The following is a 17426-nucleotide window of genomic DNA, read 5'->3' as shown; positions in this document are numbered from 1 at the left end:
GGCCCTTGACCCATGTGCAGCACCTGGGTTCAAACTCGCTCGAAAGTGAAGGGATTCAAGACAACCTTGCTGGAGGATGGTGATGCAACTCATTGAATGCGCCAAGGCGGCAGGCGTCACACCGGACACGTTGCGTCACTACCTTCGGGTGGGGCTTGTGGTGCCCGATGGCCGGGGCACGAACGGCTACCGCGCATTCTCGGATCGAAGCGTCGCCCGGGTTCGTTTCATACGCAATGCATTGGCCCTCGGCTTCACGCTCAAGGACGCTGCAGAGTTTGTCGAGATGAGCCAGCGCGGTGCATCGCCTTGTCCGCGCGCGCGGGCGCTGCTGAGCGAACGGCTTGACGAGCAGGCCCGGCGGCTGAAGGAGGCGACAGATTTGCATCGCCGCATGCAGCAGGCAGAGCGCGACTGGAAGCGGCTGCCGGACGGCGTCCCGGATGGCCATTCCGTCTGCGGTTTGATCGAAGGAGCGGATGCGGACGTTCAGCGCAATTCGGTGCGCGCGAAGTCCCGTCGTGTACGCGCATGAATCGCTCTGATCATCGTCGACATTCCCCGGCATCACGACGCTCTACGTACATGCGGTGCAGCGGTTGTGGTCGTGCCGATCACGCCAGCGCCAAGTATGAGTCGTCTATCCACTTCGCAGCATCCGCTGCACACGAGCGAGCGAGGCGCCCCCAATGAGCCACCTCACGACACGGGATCGAACCGTATCGCCCGATGGATATGCCGCCGCGCTACGGATCTTGCGCCGGCTGCTGGCCGGCATCGAGCGCCCGCCGGCGTTGCGTCTGGGCGATATGCTCTTGCACGAGCTCGAATCGCACCCGGAATACACCCTGATCATCCGTGACCCGGGTCTGCTGCGTCGCTTGGTCCTGCGCCCGGATCCGCTGCTGCTGGCGGAAGCCTATTTCCGCGGCACCATCGACATTGAGGGAGACCTGTACACCGCGCTCGGGCTCAAGGCGCATTTCGAGAGGTTTTCGCTCTCTTGGCGCGACAAACTGGCCCTGTTGCGCGACGCACTGCTGCTGCGCGTGTCCGACCAGGACGGGTTGAAGCCCTCGCGGAGTCTGGCCTCGCGCGTCGCACGTCGCTTCTCCCATCGCCATTCGCGTCAAACCGATCAGGCCGCGATCTCCTTTCACTACGATGTGTCCAACGCGTTCTATGGACTCTGGCTCGATGCCGAGAGGGTCTACTCATGTGGCTATTTCAAGGCGACGGATGACACGCTGGACCAGGCTCAGCGCAACAAGCTGGAGCACATCTGCCGCAAGCTGCGCCTGCAGCGAGGCGAACGCCTGCTCGACATCGGCTGCGGCTGGGGCGCGCTCGTGTGCTGGGCGGCAAGAGAACATGGCGTCCGTGCGCACGGCATCACGCTCAGCCAACAGCAACTCGAATACGCGCGCGAGCGCATCCGCTCGGAGGGCCTGCAGGATCTCGTCACCGTTGAACTGCGCGACTACCGTGACCTCGAAGGCACGGCCGTTTTCGACAAGGTGTCAAGCATTGGCATGTTCGAGCACGTGGGACTCGCGAACCTACCGGCCTACTACGCGGTGGTCCAGCGGGTTTTGCGGCCAGGAGGACTCTTCCTCAACCACGGGATCACCCATGACGAGGAGGGCTGGAGCCGAACCGTCGCGACCGAGTTCATCAACCGCTACGTCTTCCCCGACGGCGAATTGGACTGCGTCAGCAATATCCAGCTAGGGATGGAGCGCTCCGGCTTCGAGATCCATGACGTCGAAGGTCTTCGACCCCACTACGCGCTGACCTTGCGTCATTGGGTCCAGCGACTCGAAGCGCGCCGGGAGGAGGCCTTGCGGGAGGTCGATGAGGTGACCTTCCGCATCTGGCGCTTGTACATGGCGGCGTGTGCACTGGAATTCGAGGCCGGGGGGACTGGGATCTACCAGATCGTCGCGTCCAAACGCGACGGCGGAAGCTGGCCCGTGCCCTTGACCCGCTCTGATCTTTATGGATAACACAGCCATGAACGCTAGATGGCCGTGCCGCTGGCGCGCGAAAGACGATCACAGACGCCAGCCTTCCCAATCTCGCCGTCGCGCTTACCTGCGTGCCGGCTCTCAAGGACTTTCCACATGAACCACGAGCTTCCCTGGGTCGCCGAGCGCGTCCGCGTGTTCCGCGAGTCTGATCCCGAGTTCGCCCGCTGGGCGCGCGGCCACGGCCCCATCACCCACAACGATCTCACGCAACTGCGAGTCCACGATCTCGCACAGGTGCTGGTTGCCGAAGGCAAGGCGAGCGACACAACCGCGGTGTATCGCACGCTCTGGTCGGCGGACCGCCTGGCCGTGGCAGGCATGTGGTTGACGGTTCACATGACCTATGCCGACCGGGTCTATCCCGATGGCCGGGAGATGAGAGCCGAGGATTTCAAGGAGACGCCGGAGGGGCATACCGGTGGGGCGCTGAACATCGTGCCGGCCTATGTCGGCTACCTGGCCGCGAACGCGCTCAGTGGGTTGACGCGTGGCTGGTTGATGGGCCAGGGCCATTGCGTCGCGGGCATCGATGCCTGCAACCTTCTGGTGGGCAACATGACGCCGCGCCACGCCGAGAGATACGACCGCAGCGAAAGCGGCCTCACGCGCTTTGCCCGGGATTTCTATAGCTACGCGATCGACGCACAGGGGCGTCCCGCCTCGCCGCTGGGCAGCCACGTCGGCCCGAATACGGCAGGCGGTCTGTCCGAGGGCGGCTATCTCGGCTTTGCCGAACTGCAGTACGTGCACATGCCCTTGCCCGGCGAGCGGCTGGTGGTGTTCCTCAGCGACGGCGCTTTCGAGGAGCAGCGTGGCAGTGACTGGGCGCCGCGCTGGTGGCGGGCAGAAGACAGCGGCTTCGTGGCACCGTTCATGATCCTCAACGGTCGCCGCATCGAACAGCGCAGCACCATGCAGCAGCAGGGGGGCCGAGAATGGTTCCACCAGCATCTGCGGCTGAACGGCTTCGACCCGATGGAGATCGACGGCACCGACCCCGCCGCGTTCGCCTGGGCCGTTCACGCGATGGAGGAGCGGTTGTCGGCCTGCGCGGCTGGAGTTTCGCAGGGCACCGTTCAGTACCCGGTACCCCTCCACTACACCATCGCCGAAGCGCCCAAGGGATTCGGCTTCCCCGGTGCTGGAACCAATGCCGCGCACAACCTGCCGCTGGAGGGGAACCCCCGGGTCGACCAGATAGCGCTTCAGCAGTTCAACGAGGGTGCTCGCGCTCTCTTCGTGCCGTCGCACGAACTCGACGAAGCGGTCGCACTACTGCGCCGGCACGAAGTGCAGCATCGTCCCCTGGAGCGGGACCATGCCCTGGCGCACCGCCAGGTGGCGGCCCCCAGACTTCCGGTTCCGCAGTGGCATGTTGCGGGCCAGGGCGAGGTCTCGCCAATGGCGGCACTCGACGGAGCCTTCGCGGCCCTCGTCCAAGCCAACCCACAGCTGCGTCCGCGGGTAGGCAATCCGGACGAGCTGCGCAGCAACCGCATGGGCCAGACATTGGACCTGCTCAAACACCGCGTCTTCACGCCCGAACCGGGCCTGGCGGAGGCCGTCGATGGCGCCGTGATCACGGCGCTCAACGAAGAAGCGGTGGTCAGCGCGGCGCTGGGCAACAAGGGCGGCATCAACTTGGTCGTCTCTTACGAGGCATTTGCCGTCAAGATGCTGGGCGCGCTGCGCCAGGAAATCCTGTTCGCGCGACATCAGGCGCAGGCAGGCACACCACCCGGATGGCTGTCGGTGGTCACGGTTGCGACGTCCCACACCTGGGAGAACGGCAAGAACGAGCAGTCGCACCAGGATCCGACGCTGGCCGAAGCGCTGTTGGGCGAAATGTCCGACACCTCGCGCGTGTTGTTCCCGGTCGATGCCAACAGTGCCGTTGCGGCGCTGCGCGCGGCCTACGCCTCGCATGGCCAGTTCTGGACGCTGGTCGTTCCCAAGCGGGCCGTCGCCAGCCAGTTGAGTGCCGAGCAGGCCGAACGCTTGGTCGATCAGGGTGGTTGGGTGGTGAAGCCCTGCGACGCCCCCGACGTGTTGCTGGTTGCCATCGGCGCATACCAGCTACAGCAGGCCCTGCTTGCGGCGCGGCGCCTCGAAGCCGCTGGACATCGGACCGCAGTGACCTGCGTCATCGAGCCGGGCCGCTTCAGAGCACCCCGCGACGAACGCGAGCAGGACTTTGTGGCCGGCGACCAGGCCTTGCGCGCCCTGTTCCCGGAGACTGCCGCCGTGCGCGTCATCGTCTCGCACATGCGACCCGAGCCGACGCTGGGCCTGATGCGTCGGATCGATACAGGGGCGCGGCAGACCCGTGCCTTGGGCTACCAGGCGCGCGGCGGGACACTCGATGTGGCCGGCATGCTGTTCGCGAACCGTTGCACGTGGGCGCACGTCGCGGCGGAGGCGGCTCAAGGGCTCGGTGTCGATCCGCAGAGCTTGCTGAGCGCCGAGGAGTGGGCGGCCGTGCAGGGGCGTGGCGACCCGCGCGTCATCACGGTCTCGGCTTAACCCCCTTCCAGCACGACCCACGACCGGACGCTGATTGCGCCGACGCACTCTGCTTCTTCATGTGCGTTGCCAGGTCGCACTGGGTTCGGATGTCTGACGAATGGCTGTGGGACCGATGGCCACGTCGCGCCTGAATGTCGTCCTCCCGTGCCAAGTAGCACTTCCTTGTCCGGGCGTTCAGCGCGAGGCGTCAACCATTTTCCCGCGCTGGAGAGGGGATTTGCCAGGCGAAAGCATCCGCGCAATCGCCAACTGAATCGCCCGTCTGCGCGCCTCGTGCTCCTGCGAATCCCTCGCCGCCGGTGCCATGCACCACGTTTGCACGATCGTCGCTACCAGTCGCACGATCTCATCAGGCGTGAAATCCGCTGTGATGCGTCCTTCCGCCTGGGCAGCGGTGATGGCCGCATGTTTGGCTTCCAGTACGCTGTGACCGGCGGGGAGCAGGAGCACTTCTTGGCCTCGCTCCAGGTGGAACCAGGTCATGAGCCGCCATAGGTGCGGCCGCTCGGTGAGCAAATCGTAGGTGCGCCCCGCATAGCCGGGAAGATCGTCCGCATCGAAGCGCTCGTCCTGCGCCGCGGCGAGGATTTCCCGGCTGAGCACGGCGTCGAAGAGAGCCTCCTTGTCCCCGAAATGGACATAAAGCATCGGCTTGCTGATGCCTGCTGCCGCCGCGATCCGGTCAATTCGTGCCCCCGCCAGCCCGTTCTCGGCAAATTCCCCCAGCGCAGCGTCCAGCAGCATTTGCTGGGTCTCGGCGGGACGTCTCTTGGCCATGGGCCGTTACTCCTCAACAACATTTCATCCGAGCGCCCATCATCGCTTGACACGGGCGCCATTAACTTACAAACTAGTTGGTAAGTAAACCACAGGAGTGCATTTATGTCCAGACATTGGTTCCTCACCGGCGCATCCAGCGGCATCGGTCGCCATCTTGCTGAAATCATCCTGGCTTCGGGGGATGACCTCACGGCCACCGTCAGGCGTCCCGAGACGCTCGACGACCTGGCAGCACGCTACGGTGACCAGCTCGTTGTCGAACGGCTCGACGTGACCGTGAAGGGGGACATCGCACCCGTGGTCCAGCGCGCCGAGGCCCGCCGCCCGGTCGATGTCCTGGTCAACAACGCCGGCGGCGGCATCATCGGCGCCACCGAAGAGTTTTCCGACGCGGACATCGAAGGGCAGATCAGCCTCAACCTGCTGGCGCCGGTGCACGTCACGCGGGCCTTCATTCCCGCCATGCGCACACGGCGAGCCGGTCGGATCATCCAAATCTCCAGCGCCAGTGGCCAAGGCTCCCTGCCGACCAGCAGTCTTTACCACGCCGCGAAATGGGGTCTGGAAGGCTTCAGCGAATGCCTTCGCCAGGAACTGGAGGGGTTTGGGGTCTTCGTCACACTCATTGAACCGGGCGGCGCTCGCACGAGCTTCAGCCGCAATTTGCAGTACGCGCCGGCGAACCCCGCCTATCAGGACACGCCCGCTGGACAGATTCGCGCGATGTTCGAGAACGCGGGTGACGAGTTGTACACGCTCGATCCGCAGAAGATCGCGCACCGGATCTTCGACACGGCCACGAGCGAGAAGCCACCGCTTCGGGTGGCGCTGGGCGGTGACGCCTTCGGCGTCATCCAGGCGGCGCTCAAGGGCAGGCTGTCTGCCCTTGAAGCGCAGGAGAGTCTGGCGCGATCGGTGGCCTTCGATAGCTGATCGCTGTTTCAGGTCAAGCCCAGGGCGACGGCAAAGCCAGCAGCAGCCATGGCCGCGTACGACGGGAGCACTCTCCATGCGAGCGCCCTACCGCCCAGCGACATCAACAGGACAAGTTTGGTGACCTGATTGACGGATGCGGCGATGAACAAGGCCAGGGTGGCCGAAGCGGCGGTGACGGCGCCCTCGGTCACCAGGCGGCCAATCGAGAGCGTGATCGCATCGACGTCCACCAGACCCGAGGCAGCGGCGGTCAGCATGACGCCAGCATCCCCGAAGCGATCGGCAAGAAAGCGGCCTGCCAGCATCACCGCGGCCAGGAAGGCTGCGAACTGGAGCGCGGAGCGCAGCTGCAATGGGTTGCCAAGCTGAAGTTCGGGCAAGTCGTCGGCGGGCGACCGCGCCGCCAGGAACGTCCCCAGAACACCGCCAGCCACGGCCATGGCCACGAAGATGACCACCGGGTCCCAGCCGATGCCGGGGGCTGCGATGGCGACGAGAGCCGCCATGCGCGCAAACATGGCTGCGCAGGCGAGCGCCGCCCCCGCCGCTGCCAGTGGATGCCAGCCTGGCGTCTGCCCGGCCCAGCGCGCCAACGTGGCCGTGGTGGCGGTGCTCGACACGATCCCGCCGAGCAGCGCTGTGAATACCAGCCCTCGTTTCCTGCCGAGCGAGCGCATCAGGACGAACCCAGCGAACGACAGCACTGCGAGCAGGACAACGGCCCACCAAAGGCGATAGGGATTCAACGCCTCATAGGGGCCAAAGCCACGATCAGGGAGTACGGGCAGTACGACCACGCTGATCAACAGCAACTGCGTGCCGCTGCTGATCTCCGCCTCGGACAGCTTGCCGACGCCGGCGTGCAAGAGCTGCTTGAAACGCAGCAGCGCCAGCACGACCACGGCGGCGACCGCCGAAACGCGCCAAGCGCCACTGGTCGCCAGCGCCCCGATGGCGAAAGTCGCAAGGGCGGCGACGGACGTGGTCAGTCCCATCACGGCATGCATATGCGCCGTCACCAGGTAGCCCACCACCAGATACACCCCGACGAGTACGAGCAGCGCGATGAGCATGCCGGCTCCCCAGCGCTGGGCCAGCAGCCCGCCAAGGCCGCCGAGCAGGCCGATCAGCGCAAAGGTGCGAACGCCCGCGACGCGATGTCCCTCGGGCCGCTCGCGTTGCTGCCATCCCCGTTCCAGGCCGATCAGAAGTCCCGAAGCGAGTGCCAGCCCGAGCCCGACCAGCGCGGGATCATCGAATTCACTCATCGTCGAACCTGGACGCGGTCACGGATGAAATCACGCTGCAGTCCCAGCGAAGCATCGGTGCGCGCCATCGACACCTGGGGATCGGTCTCGATGCCGCTCAAGGCGCGAATGGCATCGATGGTCTCGGGGATTACGATCGCCTGGTTGAAGACCTGGTAGGTGTAGTACGCCTGATCGCCATCGACCGAAAGCACGTCCTCCCACAACGCGACCTCCCACAGGTCGCCGCGCGGGCGGCCGAGATCGGCCATCAGTTCCACCGTGCTGTTGAGGGCCACGAGACCATCCGAGGATCGCACGAACGCGATCCGTGGCGCAGCGCGAAAGGCCGCCAGCACCTCGTCGCGCGTGGCCGGCCTCGTCAGTTCGACCCACCAGGTGTGCAGGTGGCTGCTGTTGTGCGGCGCCTTGACCGCGATCGTGACGACGTCCAGGTCCGGGATCACAGTGCGCGCGTCCGGTCCCTGATGGCTGGGGATCGTCTTCTCCGGCACGAGCGTGTTGATGATGCCCTCCGCATGCGCCTCCCACGGGTCGGAAGCCCGGCGGATCAGCGTCCCGCGGGCTCGCTTGAGCAGGCCCGCTGTCCGAAGCGCCCCCAGGGTGCGCACGATCGACGTCGTGTTGCAGGACACCACCCGGGTGGAGGTGCGGCCGATCGCGGTTGCGTAGTTCTCCTGCGCGACGAACGAATGACCGGTCAACGCGTGGGACTCGCCGCCATGGAAGATGGACTTCACACCGGCAGCGTCGTACGCCCTCTTGTTGACCGCGGCGACTTTCTTGGGTGTGCAATCGACCACGACGTCCGCGTTGGCGAGCAGGTCGGCCAGATCGCCCGCGACAGGAAGCCCCGCAGCACGCATCGATTGTGCGGCTTCAGCGGTCGCCGCGTAAATCGGGAAAGCGCGCTGCGCGGCCACCTGCAGGCGATAGTCGTGCACCACATCCGCGACGCCGGCTAGCGCCATGTCCTCCTGGAGTGCGACCGCATCCGCCACCCGCTTGCCGATCACACCGTATCCGTTCACCGCCACTCTGACCTTGTTCATGCCTGACTCCTTGCTTGATGAGGCGCCTCAGCCGCGGCTGCGCGCGATGGAAAACGTGAACCGGATCGCCAGCGCATAGCCCAGCAGCGCGAGTACCGGCATGTCGCCCCAGCGCGGGCCCACGCCGTGCTGCATCAACAAGCTCGATGCGATGTACAGGCCGAGCGTCACGAGCGCCAGCGCGACGCGACGGCCGAGGCGGTCGATCCCGCTCAGCATCCTGGCATCCGGCTTGATCGACAGTTGCAGCAGGTCACCCTGCCGCAAGACGCTGTGCAGACGCCGCGCCATCAGGGAGGGCAGGGCGTGGGCCGCGTTCCCCAGTTCATATGGCAGACGCTGCGATGCCGCAGACTTGGGCTCGTCGAAGACGCCCGTGGTCGTGTGGCGAGAGATGGCTTCGATGATGGAAAACTCGGGTGCCAGCAGTCGCACCGTCCCTTCGAGCAACAACAGGGTACGCGTGAGCACGAGGAGGTCCCTGGGCAGCCGGACTTCCTGGGTCCGGCCCGCCGCCACGAGCTGCGCGAGAGCACCTGAGAGCGACCAGTCCTTCAGCGGCCTCTGTGCGCAGTCTGCGACCAGGGCACGCACGACAGGCACGAACACGGCCCGATCGGTGCCGTCGCCGAGCAGGCCCAGGTCGAGCCAGGCATCGACCACCCATTCGGCATCCTGCTCGACGAAGGCCAGGGCGAACGCCACCAGCGCCCGCCGCATGTTGCCGTCGACCCGGCCCACGATGCCGAAGTCGTGCACGCATATGCGGCCATCGTCCATCACGAAGACGTTGCCGGGATGGGGGTCGCCGTGGAAGAAGCCATCGCGGAAGATCTGGGCGACGTAGCTGTCCACGAGTTTGCCCGCGGCCGCCACCGCGGTGGACGAAGGCAGACCGTGCAGGTGAGCTCCGTGGCTGAACTGCTGGACCATGACGGTCGGCGTGCACAGGCCGTCCACCACGTCGGGGATCACGATGTCGGCAGAGCCGCGCCAGGCGTCGGCGAAACGTCGCACGGAAGCTGCCTCGCGCGACAAATCCATCTCGTAGCGGAAGTTGGCCGCAACCTCGTCCACGATGGCTGCCAGCCCCCAGCGACGCAGCGAGGGCACGAGCCCCTGCATGACCAGGACGATGCGGCGCAGGATGCGCATGTCGGTCTCGGCCTGCTCGGCCGCGCCAGGGCGGCGGATCTTCACCACCACTTCCGTCCCGTCCGGCAGGGCTGCACGATGAATCTGGGCGATCGAGGCCGCGGCGAGCGCGTGCATGTCGAAGCGTGCGAAGAGCTGCTGCCATGGGCGGCCGAGCGCCGCCTCGACCTCCTGGACCGCCTGCTCGGGAGGAAACGGCGCCACATTGGCCTGCAGGCTGGCCAGAGCCTCTTGCGCATCGGGCGCCAGAATGTCGGCCCGCAGGCTGAGATGCTGGCCCAGCTTCACGAAGGTCGTGCCCAATCGCTGCAGCACTTCGGCGAAGCGGTCGGCCGCCCGGTGGGTATCGCAGCGCATCAGGCCCCGGTGCCAGGCCACCCAGAGCAGGAACCCGCTCAGGGCCATAGCGATCTGCGTGGCCCGGCGCAGCGCCGAGCGTTGCGTTGGGCGGCCCGCAAGACGCACGGTGGAAACGGGGCGGTTCGGTCGCGTCATGGCTCATCCAACCTGTTGCGCAGGCGGCCCGCATGCCAGGCTGCGATGTTCGAGATGGTCTCGTCGAGGATGCGCGCGATCGCCTCCGACGTATTGAACCCGACATGCGGTGTCACGAGCACACGCGGATGCGTCAGCAGTGGGCTGGATGCCGACCAGCCGGTATCGCAACCCAGTCCGCCGCAGCCCGTGGGCACTTCGGGAGACAGATCCCCTTCCTGTTCCAGCACGTCCAGTCCTGCTGCGGCGACGGTACCTGCCTCCAGTGCGTGCAGCAGGGCGGCGTCGTCGATGAGCGCACCCCGTGCCGTGTTGATCAGTACCATGCCCGGTTTCATGCGCGCGAAGGCCTGGCCATCGAGAAGGTGGTGCGTGGCCTGCGTGGCCGGAACATGAAGGCTCAGAACATCGCTGCTTTGCAGGATCTGCTCCCACGTCACCACGCGGACGCCGGCGATGGGTGCTGCCGTGATGTCGAGCGATGGGGCGAGGGCCGGGTCGTACGCGAGAACTTCCATGCCGAAGCCCAGGGCGATACGGGCCACGTGGCGCCCGATCCGGCCCAGCCCGACGATGCCCAGCGTCTTTCCTTCCAGCTCGAAGCCGGTGAGGCCGCGGTAAGCGAAAGAACCTTGGCGCGCCCGCTCGTGGGCTTGTGTCAGATGGCGAGCCACGCCCAGCAGCAGCGCGAAGGCATGTTCGGCGACGCTGGCGGACCCATAGTCCGGCACGTTGCACACGGCAATGCCGCGTCGGCGGCAAGCCTGCAGGTCGATGTGATCGAAGCCCGCGGAGCGCGTTGCCACGAGCCGCACGCGCGGCAGCAACCGGAGCACCGATTCGTCAACGCGCGTGCGCACGAAGACGCACAGCACCTCGGTGTCTTCATCGCCGACATCGGATACCACCAGGCGTTCGTTCTGGACGAAGTGCGCGTGCCAGTGGGTCGGAAGCCGTTGCTGCAGCGCGGCCTGGTCCGCCGGTGCGATGTCGGAGAACAGAACGGACAGACGGTTTTGTGCGGTCATGAGCCCTCCTCGATTACCCGGTGCAGGGACAGGATGCAGAACGCGGCGATGAAGTGCCCGGTCTTGGTGCCTTGCGCGAGTTCCGCTTGCGCGAATACCGTCGGCAGCCGGCCGGCGACCGCATCGCGCATGGTCTCGAATCCGTCGAGCAACTGAACCGTGAAGAACGCCGCGCGGCGCATCGGGCCCTGCGTGCGGCCGCAGTCCGCGTAGGCCAGTGCGGGCTTGAATCTGGCCGGAGGATTCGTCATGGCACGGCCAGCCTCGCTCGGGGCTCACGGAACTGCCACAGCACGATGAAGCTGAGCACAGCGGCAAAGAAGCACCACACCGAGATGAACCAGGTTGCATAGAACATGTAGGCGGCGATTGCGGAGACAAAGGCGGCCACCCCAAAAGCCGCCACGCGCCGGTGGCTAGAAACCATCAGGCTTGCGCAGGTGCCGATCAGATACAGGGCCATCGTGGTCATCACGTAGAAGTGCGGAGAGTCGTAGAGGATGTGCTGGCCGACCACGCGGGCCGTGATGGGCAGCTTCACCAGCATCGCCAGCAGGTACAGACCGACGAGCGCGCCCGCGACTGCAATGGCCACCAGAACCCGACGGCGCCAACGGACGCTCTCCAGCGCCAGCGCAGCCAGCGGGACGTAGATCGGCCACAGGACGTGCGAGAAGAACGAGTAGAGATGCGTCAGCGCCACGTTCAGCAAGGGCGCGCGGTCGGGGAACGTCAGCCACAGCATGCCTTCGAGCAGTTGCTGGACCCCGAACAGCAGCGGGATGGCGGCATACGGCAGTTCGCGCCGTGAGCGGGCCCGGCGCATGGTGACGGTCCCCAGGCCCAGCAGAACCGCTGCGGCCGTGAAACTGGCGGGTGCGGAAAAGCACATGGGCAGTCATCTCCCCTCGATCGTGAGCGTCATGGCGAGCGCGGCGCAGCGGCTCATGGCGCGCCGGCTTCCATCAGTTCCTGCACCGCTGTCGCCAGCGGTGCCACCACGCTGATGCCGTTAGAGACATGCGGCACGGTGTCGCAGGTCACCACCCGCTGGGGCCCTGCCGCAAGAAGTGCGTGGTACGCGTCGGCGGCGAACAGGGCGTGCACCCCAATGCACACCGGTGGCGGCAATCCCACGCTGCGCACACTGGCGATTGCCTGGATCATCGTGCGCGCGCTGGACACGATGTCATCGATGAGCACAGGCTGGCGGTCTGCCAGGGCCGCGGTGTCGGGAAGGCTGACCTCCACGTCCTTGTCGCCCCGGCGGATCTTCTGCAACACCGTGAACGGCGCGCCAGCCAAGCGCGCGACTTCCTGGACCCATTGCTCGCTTTCCGCATCGGGTCCGATCAACACGGGACGGTCCACATGGGCTGCGACCCAGGCCGCGATGGCGGGCGCGGACTGGACCACACGGGTCGGCACCCGGTAGACCTCGCCGAGCGAGCGGTAGCGGTGCAGATGGGGATCGACGGTGACGATACCGTCGAACACCGTCGACACCAGCGCAGCGAACGTGCGGGACGTGATGGCTTCGCCCGTGTTGAAGCGCCGGTCCTGACGCAGGTACGCCAGGTACGGGGCAGCCAGCAACACGCGGGTGGCGCCGAGGTCGCGCGCTGCGTCCGCGGCGAACAACAAGGGCAGCGCCTTGGCGTCCGGCTGTGCCAGGCTGGCCACGATCACGACGGTGCGGCCGGTGACGTCGGCGTCCAGCCGCACCAGCGACTCGCCGTCCGGGAACCGGTGCAGTTGCAGGGCAGCCCGCTGCGCGCCCAACGCCCGGATCAGTCCATCGGCGAAGTCTTCGTCGCCCGGCAGGTGAAAAACGAGAGGTTTCATAGGTTCTCCGAAATCTGGAAGATCGGTGGGCGCGAGCGGACGAACTGCAGCGCATAGGCCAGCTCGCCCGGCGCCTGGGCGTGCAGCGTGAAGAGCGGCTGTCCCGCTTCGACCTGGTCGCCCAGGCGCGCATGCACGTCGATGCCGGCGGCAGCGGCGGTCGGTGCTCCGGCGAGCTTGGCCGCCCGCGCGAGCAGCCGGTTGTCGATTCGGGAGACCCGTCCCGTGGACGGCGATGCGACGGTGTGCCGATGCGTTGCCACCGGGATGCTGCGCAGGCCGCCCTGCTCAGCGCAGATCGCCTCGAACGTGGCCCAGGCGCGGCCGTCGGCCAGCACCTGCGTGGCGAGCGTCAGGCCGCCGCCGGCGGGCGCTGCACCGCCCATTTCGAGGATGTCCGCCGCCAGCCGCAACGCTCGCTCCCGCAGGTCGGCCGGGGCCTCGGGCGTCCCTTGTAGGACGGCCAGCACGTCGCGGGCCTCCAGTGCCGGGCCGATCCCGCGGCCGACCGGCTGCTCACCATCGGTGACGCGCAAGGCCACGTGCAGGCCGATGGCGCTGCCCACCTCCTGCAGGCGCCGACCGAGCGCCGCCGCGGCCTGCGCGCTGCGCACTTTGGCGGTGGCACCCACGGGCAGGTCGATCAGCACATGGGTCGAGCCCGCAGCGGCCTTCTTGGACAGGACCGAGGCGACGAGCTGGCCCTCGCTGTCCAGGTCCAGCGGCCGCTCGACGCGGATGAGGATGTCGTCGGCGGGGCTGAGCCGTACCGAGCCGCCCCAGACGATGCAGCCGCCCGTGCGTTCGACCACGCGCCGCATGCTTCGCACATCCAGGTTCACCGGCGCCAGCACCTCCATTGTGTCGGCCGTCCCGGCCGGCGAGGTGATGGCGCGCGAGGAGGTCTTGGGCATCGTGAGGCCGCAGGCGGCCACGATGGGCACCACGAGCAGGGTCGTGCGGTTGCCGGGCAGGCCGCCGACGCAATGCTTGTCCACCACCAGCGGGCGCCCCCAATCGATGCGGTCACCGACGCCAATCATGGCTTTCGTGAGCGAGACGGTCTCCGCGAGGTCCAGGCGATCGCCGGCGCAGGCGGTGATGAAGGTGGCCAGATGCAGGTCAGAGTAATGGCCCGCCGCGACGTCGGAGATGATGGCGCTGAACTCGGCATCGCCCAGGGCATTGCCGTAGACCTTGGCCCGGACATGGCTGAGCGAATCCAGCGGCGGTGCATGGGTCACCGTGACCAGCTGGCCCGGCTGCGCCCCCAGCGACGCCCATGCCGATTCGGACAGGCCAGCGACGTTCTCGGCCAGCCAATCCCCATCGACGACGCTGAGCGTCGCCACGATGCTGCGGCGGCCGGCCGTCAGCTGCACGCGCGCCTGGGTCGTGAAACCCTCCGACCGGCAGACAGGGCAGTCGCGCCGCATGTAGACCACCGGCTCCTGATGGGTGTCGATGCCGGTGCGCCACGCCTGCAGCGTGTTCACGCCATCCTCTCCGGTGCCGGTGCCGGTCTCGTGCAGGTGCGCCGTCATACCAGATCCACCGTCTGCAGGTACTCGGGCACGGCAACCGACCAGCCCAGTTCATGGTCGATCCGCGCGCGCAGCGCATCGGCCGCCTCCGGCTCGCCGTGGGTCACGAAGGTTCGGCGCGGTGTTTGCGTGAAGCCGCGCATCCACGCGAGGATCTCGTCGGCATCGGCGTGGGCGGAAAGGTTGTCGAGCGAGGCCACCTCGGCGCGGATCGGCACGTCCTGGCCATGGATGCGGACGGTGGACGCGCCGTGCACGATCGCGGCGCCACGGGTGCCGCCCGCCTGGTAGCCGGCGAACAGGATGGTGTTGCGATGGTCGGGCGCGAATGACTTGAGGTGGTGCACCACGCGTCCTCCAGTGGCCATGCCACTGGCGGAGATGATGACCATCGGTCCACGACCGGCGCTGAGCGCCTTGGACTCCTCGACCTTGTTGACGATCTTCGCGGCATGGCACATGCCCTCGCATTCCTCGGGCGAGAGCCGGTGCTCGTCGCGATGGGCGTGGTACAGCCGTGTGGCATCGATGGCCATCGGGCTGTCCAGGTACACGGGCAGGTGCTGGTGGATGCGCCCTTGCTTCTTGAGCTGGTAGATGCCGTACATCAGGCTCTGCGCTCGGCCGACAGCGAACGCTGGGATGACCACGACCCCTCCACGGGCGGCCGTCTTGTTGATGACAGTCTCCAGCTGCGCCAGTGCGTCGGACGCTTCATGCTTGCGGTTGCCGTAGGTGGATTCCACCAGCAGGTAGTCGGCGCCGGGGACCTGCACCGGCGGGCGCAGCACCGGGTCGTTGGGCCGGCCGATGTCGCCGGAGAAGAGCACGGATCGCCGGCCGTCGTTGAGGTGCACGAAGGCCGAGCCGAGCATGTGCCCGGAAGGCGTCAACCGCGCGGTGAGTCCGGGCAGCGCCTCGAAGTCCTGAGAGAACGGACGTGGCGCGAACAGCTTCAGGCAGCGCTCGGCGTCCTCACGGGTGTACAGCGGCAGCGCGGGCTGGTGTTTGGAGAAACCGTGCCGGTTGGCGAACTTCGCCTCTTCCTCCTGCAGATGGCCGCTGTCGGTGAGCAGGATCTTGCACAGCTCGTGCGTCGCGGACGTGCAGTAAACCCGGCCGCGAAAGCCTTGTCGCGCCAGCAGTGGCAGGTAGCCGCTGTGGTCGATGTGGGCGTGGGTGAGCACGACCGCGTCGACGGTCTTGGGCGCGACCGGCAGCGGCTCCCAGTTGCGCAGGCGCAGCTGCTTGAATCCCTGGAACAGGCCGCAGTCCACCAGAATGGTCGCGTCGCCATGGCACAGCAGGTATTTGGAACCGGTCACGGTGCCGGTGGCACCCAGAAACTGAAGTTGCATGGTAGGTCTCCAAGGATGTTGTCGTTCAAAGAAGGACCGGCCGATCCGGCAACTCGTTGCCGTGGTCCGCGCCCCGCGGAAAGTGCTGCACCAGCAGGTGGCTGACGGCCACGATGCCTTCCAGGGCTCCGGCCTCGAAGCGTCCCTGCGCAAACTGGGCTTCCATGCGCTGGCACACAGCCGACCACCTTTCGGCACCGCAACAGGCATGGATGCCGCGATCGGCCACGATCTCCACGGCCCGGTCGGCCAGCAGCACGTAGATCAGGACGCCGCTGTTGTGCGCCGTATCCCACACACCCAGGCGTGCGAACAGGTCCAGCGCCCGCTCGCCCGGCGATTGGTTGCGCCACAGTGGCGATCCGTCCAGCGCACCCTCGACCACGAAGCGCAGTTGGCCCCCATGCTGGAACTCTCCCGTGCGGATGGCCTGCTCGATCGCATCCAGGGCACGCGGGGGGAAGGCGCGGCGGACTGCGCGATCCGTGGTCGCAAGGTGGCGAAGAAGTCGTTGCATGTTCATCTCACCACCGTCCTGACGCGCCGCCGCCACCGAAGCCGCCGCCGCCGCCGCGGAATCCTCCGCCCGGCCAGCCGCCTCCCCGGTGGCGCCCGTGCAGGCCGCCGTGGCCACCCATGCCGATGCCCAGCAGCGTGACGAGGAATCCCGCCAGTCCAGCCACCGCGGCCACCGCGAAGGTGCCCACCAACAGCCACGCAGCGGCACCCAGCACGCCAGCCGTGACCAGGGAGCCTGGAAGGCGGCCGAGGGCGTTGCGCAGCACTCCGCCCAGCATCAGGGCCGCGACGAACAGGAAGGGCCAGGCCTGCCCGATGTCGTTGGTCTGCCCCTGCCGCCGTGGGTCCGCCGCAGGCAGGGCCTCGCCATCGATCACCCGCATGATCTGTTCGGCGCCTGCGGCGATGCCGCCGTCGAAATCGCCCTGGCGCAGGCGCGGCGTGATCACCTCGTCGATGATGCGCCGCGATACCACGTCGCTCAGCGCACCCTCGATGCCGTATCCGACTTCGATGCGCACGGTGCGGTCGTCCTTGGCCACCAGGAGCAACGCGCCGTCGTCCACCTTGCGACGGCCGAGCTTCCATTGCTCTACCACCCGCAGGGTGTACTGCTCGACGGGTTCGGGCCGCGTCGAGCGGACCATCAGCACGGCGATCTGCACGCCCTTGCGTTGCTCGAAGGCCCGAAGCTGCGCATCCAGCGCGGCGACACGATCGGCGGCGAGCGTTCCCGTGAGATCGGTGACGCGCGCCTGCAGCGGGGGAACGGCGACCAACTCCTGCGCGGACGCGACCGAAAGGAACAGGCTCAGCAGCAGCCAGGCCAGAGCGTGGGCCAGCCGAAGAGGGGCCGCCGGAGAGAGCACCGCTGTTCTGGGCGTTCTCAT

16 protein-coding genes are annotated in these 17426 nt (G+C 67.0%); 4 read left to right on the top strand and 12 right to left on the bottom strand.

All coding sequences use genetic code 11. From position 1 onward, the window contains the following. The first annotated feature begins 82 nt into the window (after positions 1-82). The 3 genes from ACZ5YA_RS27965 to ACZ5YA_RS27955 all read left to right on the top strand — a co-directional run bounded on the left by ACZ5YA_RS27965 (position 83) and on the right by ACZ5YA_RS27955 (position 4553). On the top strand, positions 83-535 hold the full coding sequence (locus ACZ5YA_RS27965) for a MerR family transcriptional regulator (protein WP_009516039.1): 453 nt from the start codon (positions 83-85) through the stop codon (positions 533-535). Between the two features lie 154 nt (positions 536-689). Beyond that, on the top strand, positions 690-2006 hold the full coding sequence (locus ACZ5YA_RS27960) for an SAM-dependent methyltransferase (protein WP_006226050.1): 1317 nt from the start codon (positions 690-692) through the stop codon (positions 2004-2006). A 117-nt stretch (positions 2007-2123) separates the two neighbouring features. Next, positions 2124-4553, top strand: a complete 2430-nt coding sequence (locus ACZ5YA_RS27955) for a phosphoketolase family protein (protein WP_003090278.1) — start codon at positions 2124-2126, stop codon at positions 4551-4553. A gap of 177 nt (positions 4554-4730) precedes the next feature. Here the strand turns inward: ACZ5YA_RS27955 and ACZ5YA_RS27950 are convergent, their stop codons facing one another. Beyond that, entirely contained in the window at positions 4731-5333 is a 603-nt protein-coding gene (locus ACZ5YA_RS27950; protein ID WP_009516037.1) for a TetR/AcrR family transcriptional regulator, read from the bottom strand. Between the two features lie 105 nt (positions 5334-5438). Between ACZ5YA_RS27950 and ACZ5YA_RS27945 the strand changes: the two genes are divergently transcribed. Further along, positions 5439-6269: an SDR family oxidoreductase gene (locus tag ACZ5YA_RS27945; RefSeq protein ID WP_009516036.1), complete on the top strand. Its 831-nt coding sequence runs from the start codon at positions 5439-5441 to the stop codon at positions 6267-6269. A gap of 8 nt (positions 6270-6277) precedes the next feature. On the opposite strand, the gene ACZ5YA_RS27940 is transcribed toward ACZ5YA_RS27945, so the two are convergent. From ACZ5YA_RS27940 to ACZ5YA_RS27890, 11 genes are all read right to left on the bottom strand, one after another. Next, complete coding sequence (locus ACZ5YA_RS27940) at positions 6278-7540, bottom strand: MgtC/SapB family protein (protein ID WP_003121546.1); 1263 nt, start codon at positions 7538-7540, stop codon at positions 6278-6280. Next, the gene (locus tag ACZ5YA_RS27935) at positions 7537-8592 is read right to left on the bottom strand and encodes a type II glyceraldehyde-3-phosphate dehydrogenase (RefSeq protein ID WP_003121545.1); all 1056 of its coding nucleotides are present in this window, start codon (positions 8590-8592) and stop codon (positions 7537-7539) included. Before ACZ5YA_RS27935 ends, ACZ5YA_RS27940 begins: the two co-directional genes overlap by 4 nt. Positions 8593-8619: 27 nt before the next feature. Then, entirely contained in the window at positions 8620-10152 is a 1533-nt protein-coding gene (locus ACZ5YA_RS27930) for an ABC1 kinase family protein (RefSeq protein WP_003121544.1), read from the bottom strand. An 86-nt stretch (positions 10153-10238) separates the two neighbouring features. After that, positions 10239-11270, bottom strand: a complete 1032-nt coding sequence (locus ACZ5YA_RS27925) for a hydroxyacid dehydrogenase (RefSeq protein WP_003121543.1) — start codon at positions 11268-11270, stop codon at positions 10239-10241. Next, positions 11267-11521 carry a hypothetical protein gene (locus ACZ5YA_RS27920; RefSeq protein WP_009516033.1) on the bottom strand — a complete coding sequence of 85 codons (255 nt, stop codon included), beginning with the start codon at positions 11519-11521 and terminating at the stop codon, positions 11267-11269. Before ACZ5YA_RS27920 ends, ACZ5YA_RS27925 begins: the two co-directional genes overlap by 4 nt. After that, positions 11518-12162 (bottom strand): DUF6629 family protein, encoded by a 645-nt coding sequence (locus ACZ5YA_RS27915; RefSeq protein ID WP_003121541.1) that lies wholly within the window; start codon positions 12160-12162, stop codon positions 11518-11520. Before ACZ5YA_RS27915 ends, ACZ5YA_RS27920 begins: the two co-directional genes overlap by 4 nt. A gap of 53 nt (positions 12163-12215) precedes the next feature. Further along, on the bottom strand, positions 12216-13115 hold the full coding sequence (locus ACZ5YA_RS27910; RefSeq protein ID WP_003090267.1) for a ribose-phosphate pyrophosphokinase: 900 nt from the start codon (positions 13113-13115) through the stop codon (positions 12216-12218). Then, positions 13112-14659, bottom strand: a complete 1548-nt coding sequence (locus ACZ5YA_RS27905; RefSeq protein ID WP_003121540.1) for a thymidine phosphorylase family protein — start codon at positions 14657-14659, stop codon at positions 13112-13114. Before ACZ5YA_RS27905 ends, ACZ5YA_RS27910 begins: the two co-directional genes overlap by 4 nt. Further along, the gene (locus ACZ5YA_RS27900; protein WP_003121539.1) at positions 14656-16017 is read right to left on the bottom strand and encodes an MBL fold metallo-hydrolase RNA specificity domain-containing protein; all 1362 of its coding nucleotides are present in this window, start codon (positions 16015-16017) and stop codon (positions 14656-14658) included. Before ACZ5YA_RS27900 ends, ACZ5YA_RS27905 begins: the two co-directional genes overlap by 4 nt. 25 nt (positions 16018-16042) lie before the next feature. After that, positions 16043-16540, bottom strand: coding sequence for a TPM domain-containing protein (locus tag ACZ5YA_RS27895; RefSeq protein ID WP_003121538.1), 498 nt, complete (start codon positions 16538-16540; stop codon positions 16043-16045). Position 16541: 1 nt separating this feature from the next. Further along, positions 16542-17426 (bottom strand): TPM domain-containing protein, encoded by an 885-nt coding sequence (locus tag ACZ5YA_RS27890; protein ID WP_009516027.1) that lies wholly within the window; start codon positions 17424-17426, stop codon positions 16542-16544.

This window comes from Achromobacter sp. JCM 18799 (assembly GCF_055395645.1).
This window is presented reverse-complemented; position numbering and strand designations above follow the sequence as displayed.

What these genes read in the sequence shown, in the direction of transcription:
- ACZ5YA_RS27895 (WP_003121538.1), bottom strand. Translation starts at nt 16,540, where the DNA reads ATGAACATGCAACGACTTCTTCGCCACCTTGCGACCACGGATCGCGCA.
- ACZ5YA_RS27940 (WP_003121546.1), bottom strand. Translation starts at nt 7,540, where the DNA reads ATGAGTGAATTCGATGATCCCGCGCTGGTCGGGCTCGGGCTGGCACTC.
- ACZ5YA_RS27900 (WP_003121539.1), bottom strand. Translation starts at nt 16,017, where the DNA reads ATGCAACTTCAGTTTCTGGGTGCCACCGGCACCGTGACCGGTTCCAAA.
- ACZ5YA_RS27955 (WP_003090278.1), top strand. Translation starts at nt 2,124, where the DNA reads ATGAACCACGAGCTTCCCTGGGTCGCCGAGCGCGTCCGCGTGTTCCGC.
- ACZ5YA_RS27935 (WP_003121545.1), bottom strand. Translation starts at nt 8,592, where the DNA reads ATGAACAAGGTCAGAGTGGCGGTGAACGGATACGGTGTGATCGGCAAG.
- ACZ5YA_RS27965 (WP_009516039.1), top strand. Translation starts at nt 83, where the DNA reads ATGCAACTCATTGAATGCGCCAAGGCGGCAGGCGTCACACCGGACACG.
- ACZ5YA_RS27945 (WP_009516036.1), top strand. Translation starts at nt 5,439, where the DNA reads ATGTCCAGACATTGGTTCCTCACCGGCGCATCCAGCGGCATCGGTCGC.
- ACZ5YA_RS27910 (WP_003090267.1), bottom strand. Translation starts at nt 13,115, where the DNA reads ATGAAACCTCTCGTTTTTCACCTGCCGGGCGACGAAGACTTCGCCGAT.
- ACZ5YA_RS27905 (WP_003121540.1), bottom strand. Translation starts at nt 14,659, where the DNA reads ATGACGGCGCACCTGCACGAGACCGGCACCGGCACCGGAGAGGATGGC.
- ACZ5YA_RS27915 (WP_003121541.1), bottom strand. Translation starts at nt 12,162, where the DNA reads ATGTGCTTTTCCGCACCCGCCAGTTTCACGGCCGCAGCGGTTCTGCTG.
- ACZ5YA_RS27960 (WP_006226050.1), top strand. Translation starts at nt 690, where the DNA reads ATGAGCCACCTCACGACACGGGATCGAACCGTATCGCCCGATGGATAT.
- ACZ5YA_RS27890 (WP_009516027.1), bottom strand. Translation starts at nt 17,426, where the DNA reads ATGAGAACGCCCAGAACAGCGGTGCTCTCTCCGGCGGCCCCTCTTCGG.
- ACZ5YA_RS27925 (WP_003121543.1), bottom strand. Translation starts at nt 11,270, where the DNA reads ATGACCGCACAAAACCGTCTGTCCGTTCTGTTCTCCGACATCGCACCG.
- ACZ5YA_RS27920 (WP_009516033.1), bottom strand. Translation starts at nt 11,521, where the DNA reads ATGACGAATCCTCCGGCCAGATTCAAGCCCGCACTGGCCTACGCGGAC.
- ACZ5YA_RS27930 (WP_003121544.1), bottom strand. Translation starts at nt 10,152, where the DNA reads ATGGCCCTGAGCGGGTTCCTGCTCTGGGTGGCCTGGCACCGGGGCCTG.
- ACZ5YA_RS27950 (WP_009516037.1), bottom strand. Translation starts at nt 5,333, where the DNA reads ATGGCCAAGAGACGTCCCGCCGAGACCCAGCAAATGCTGCTGGACGCT.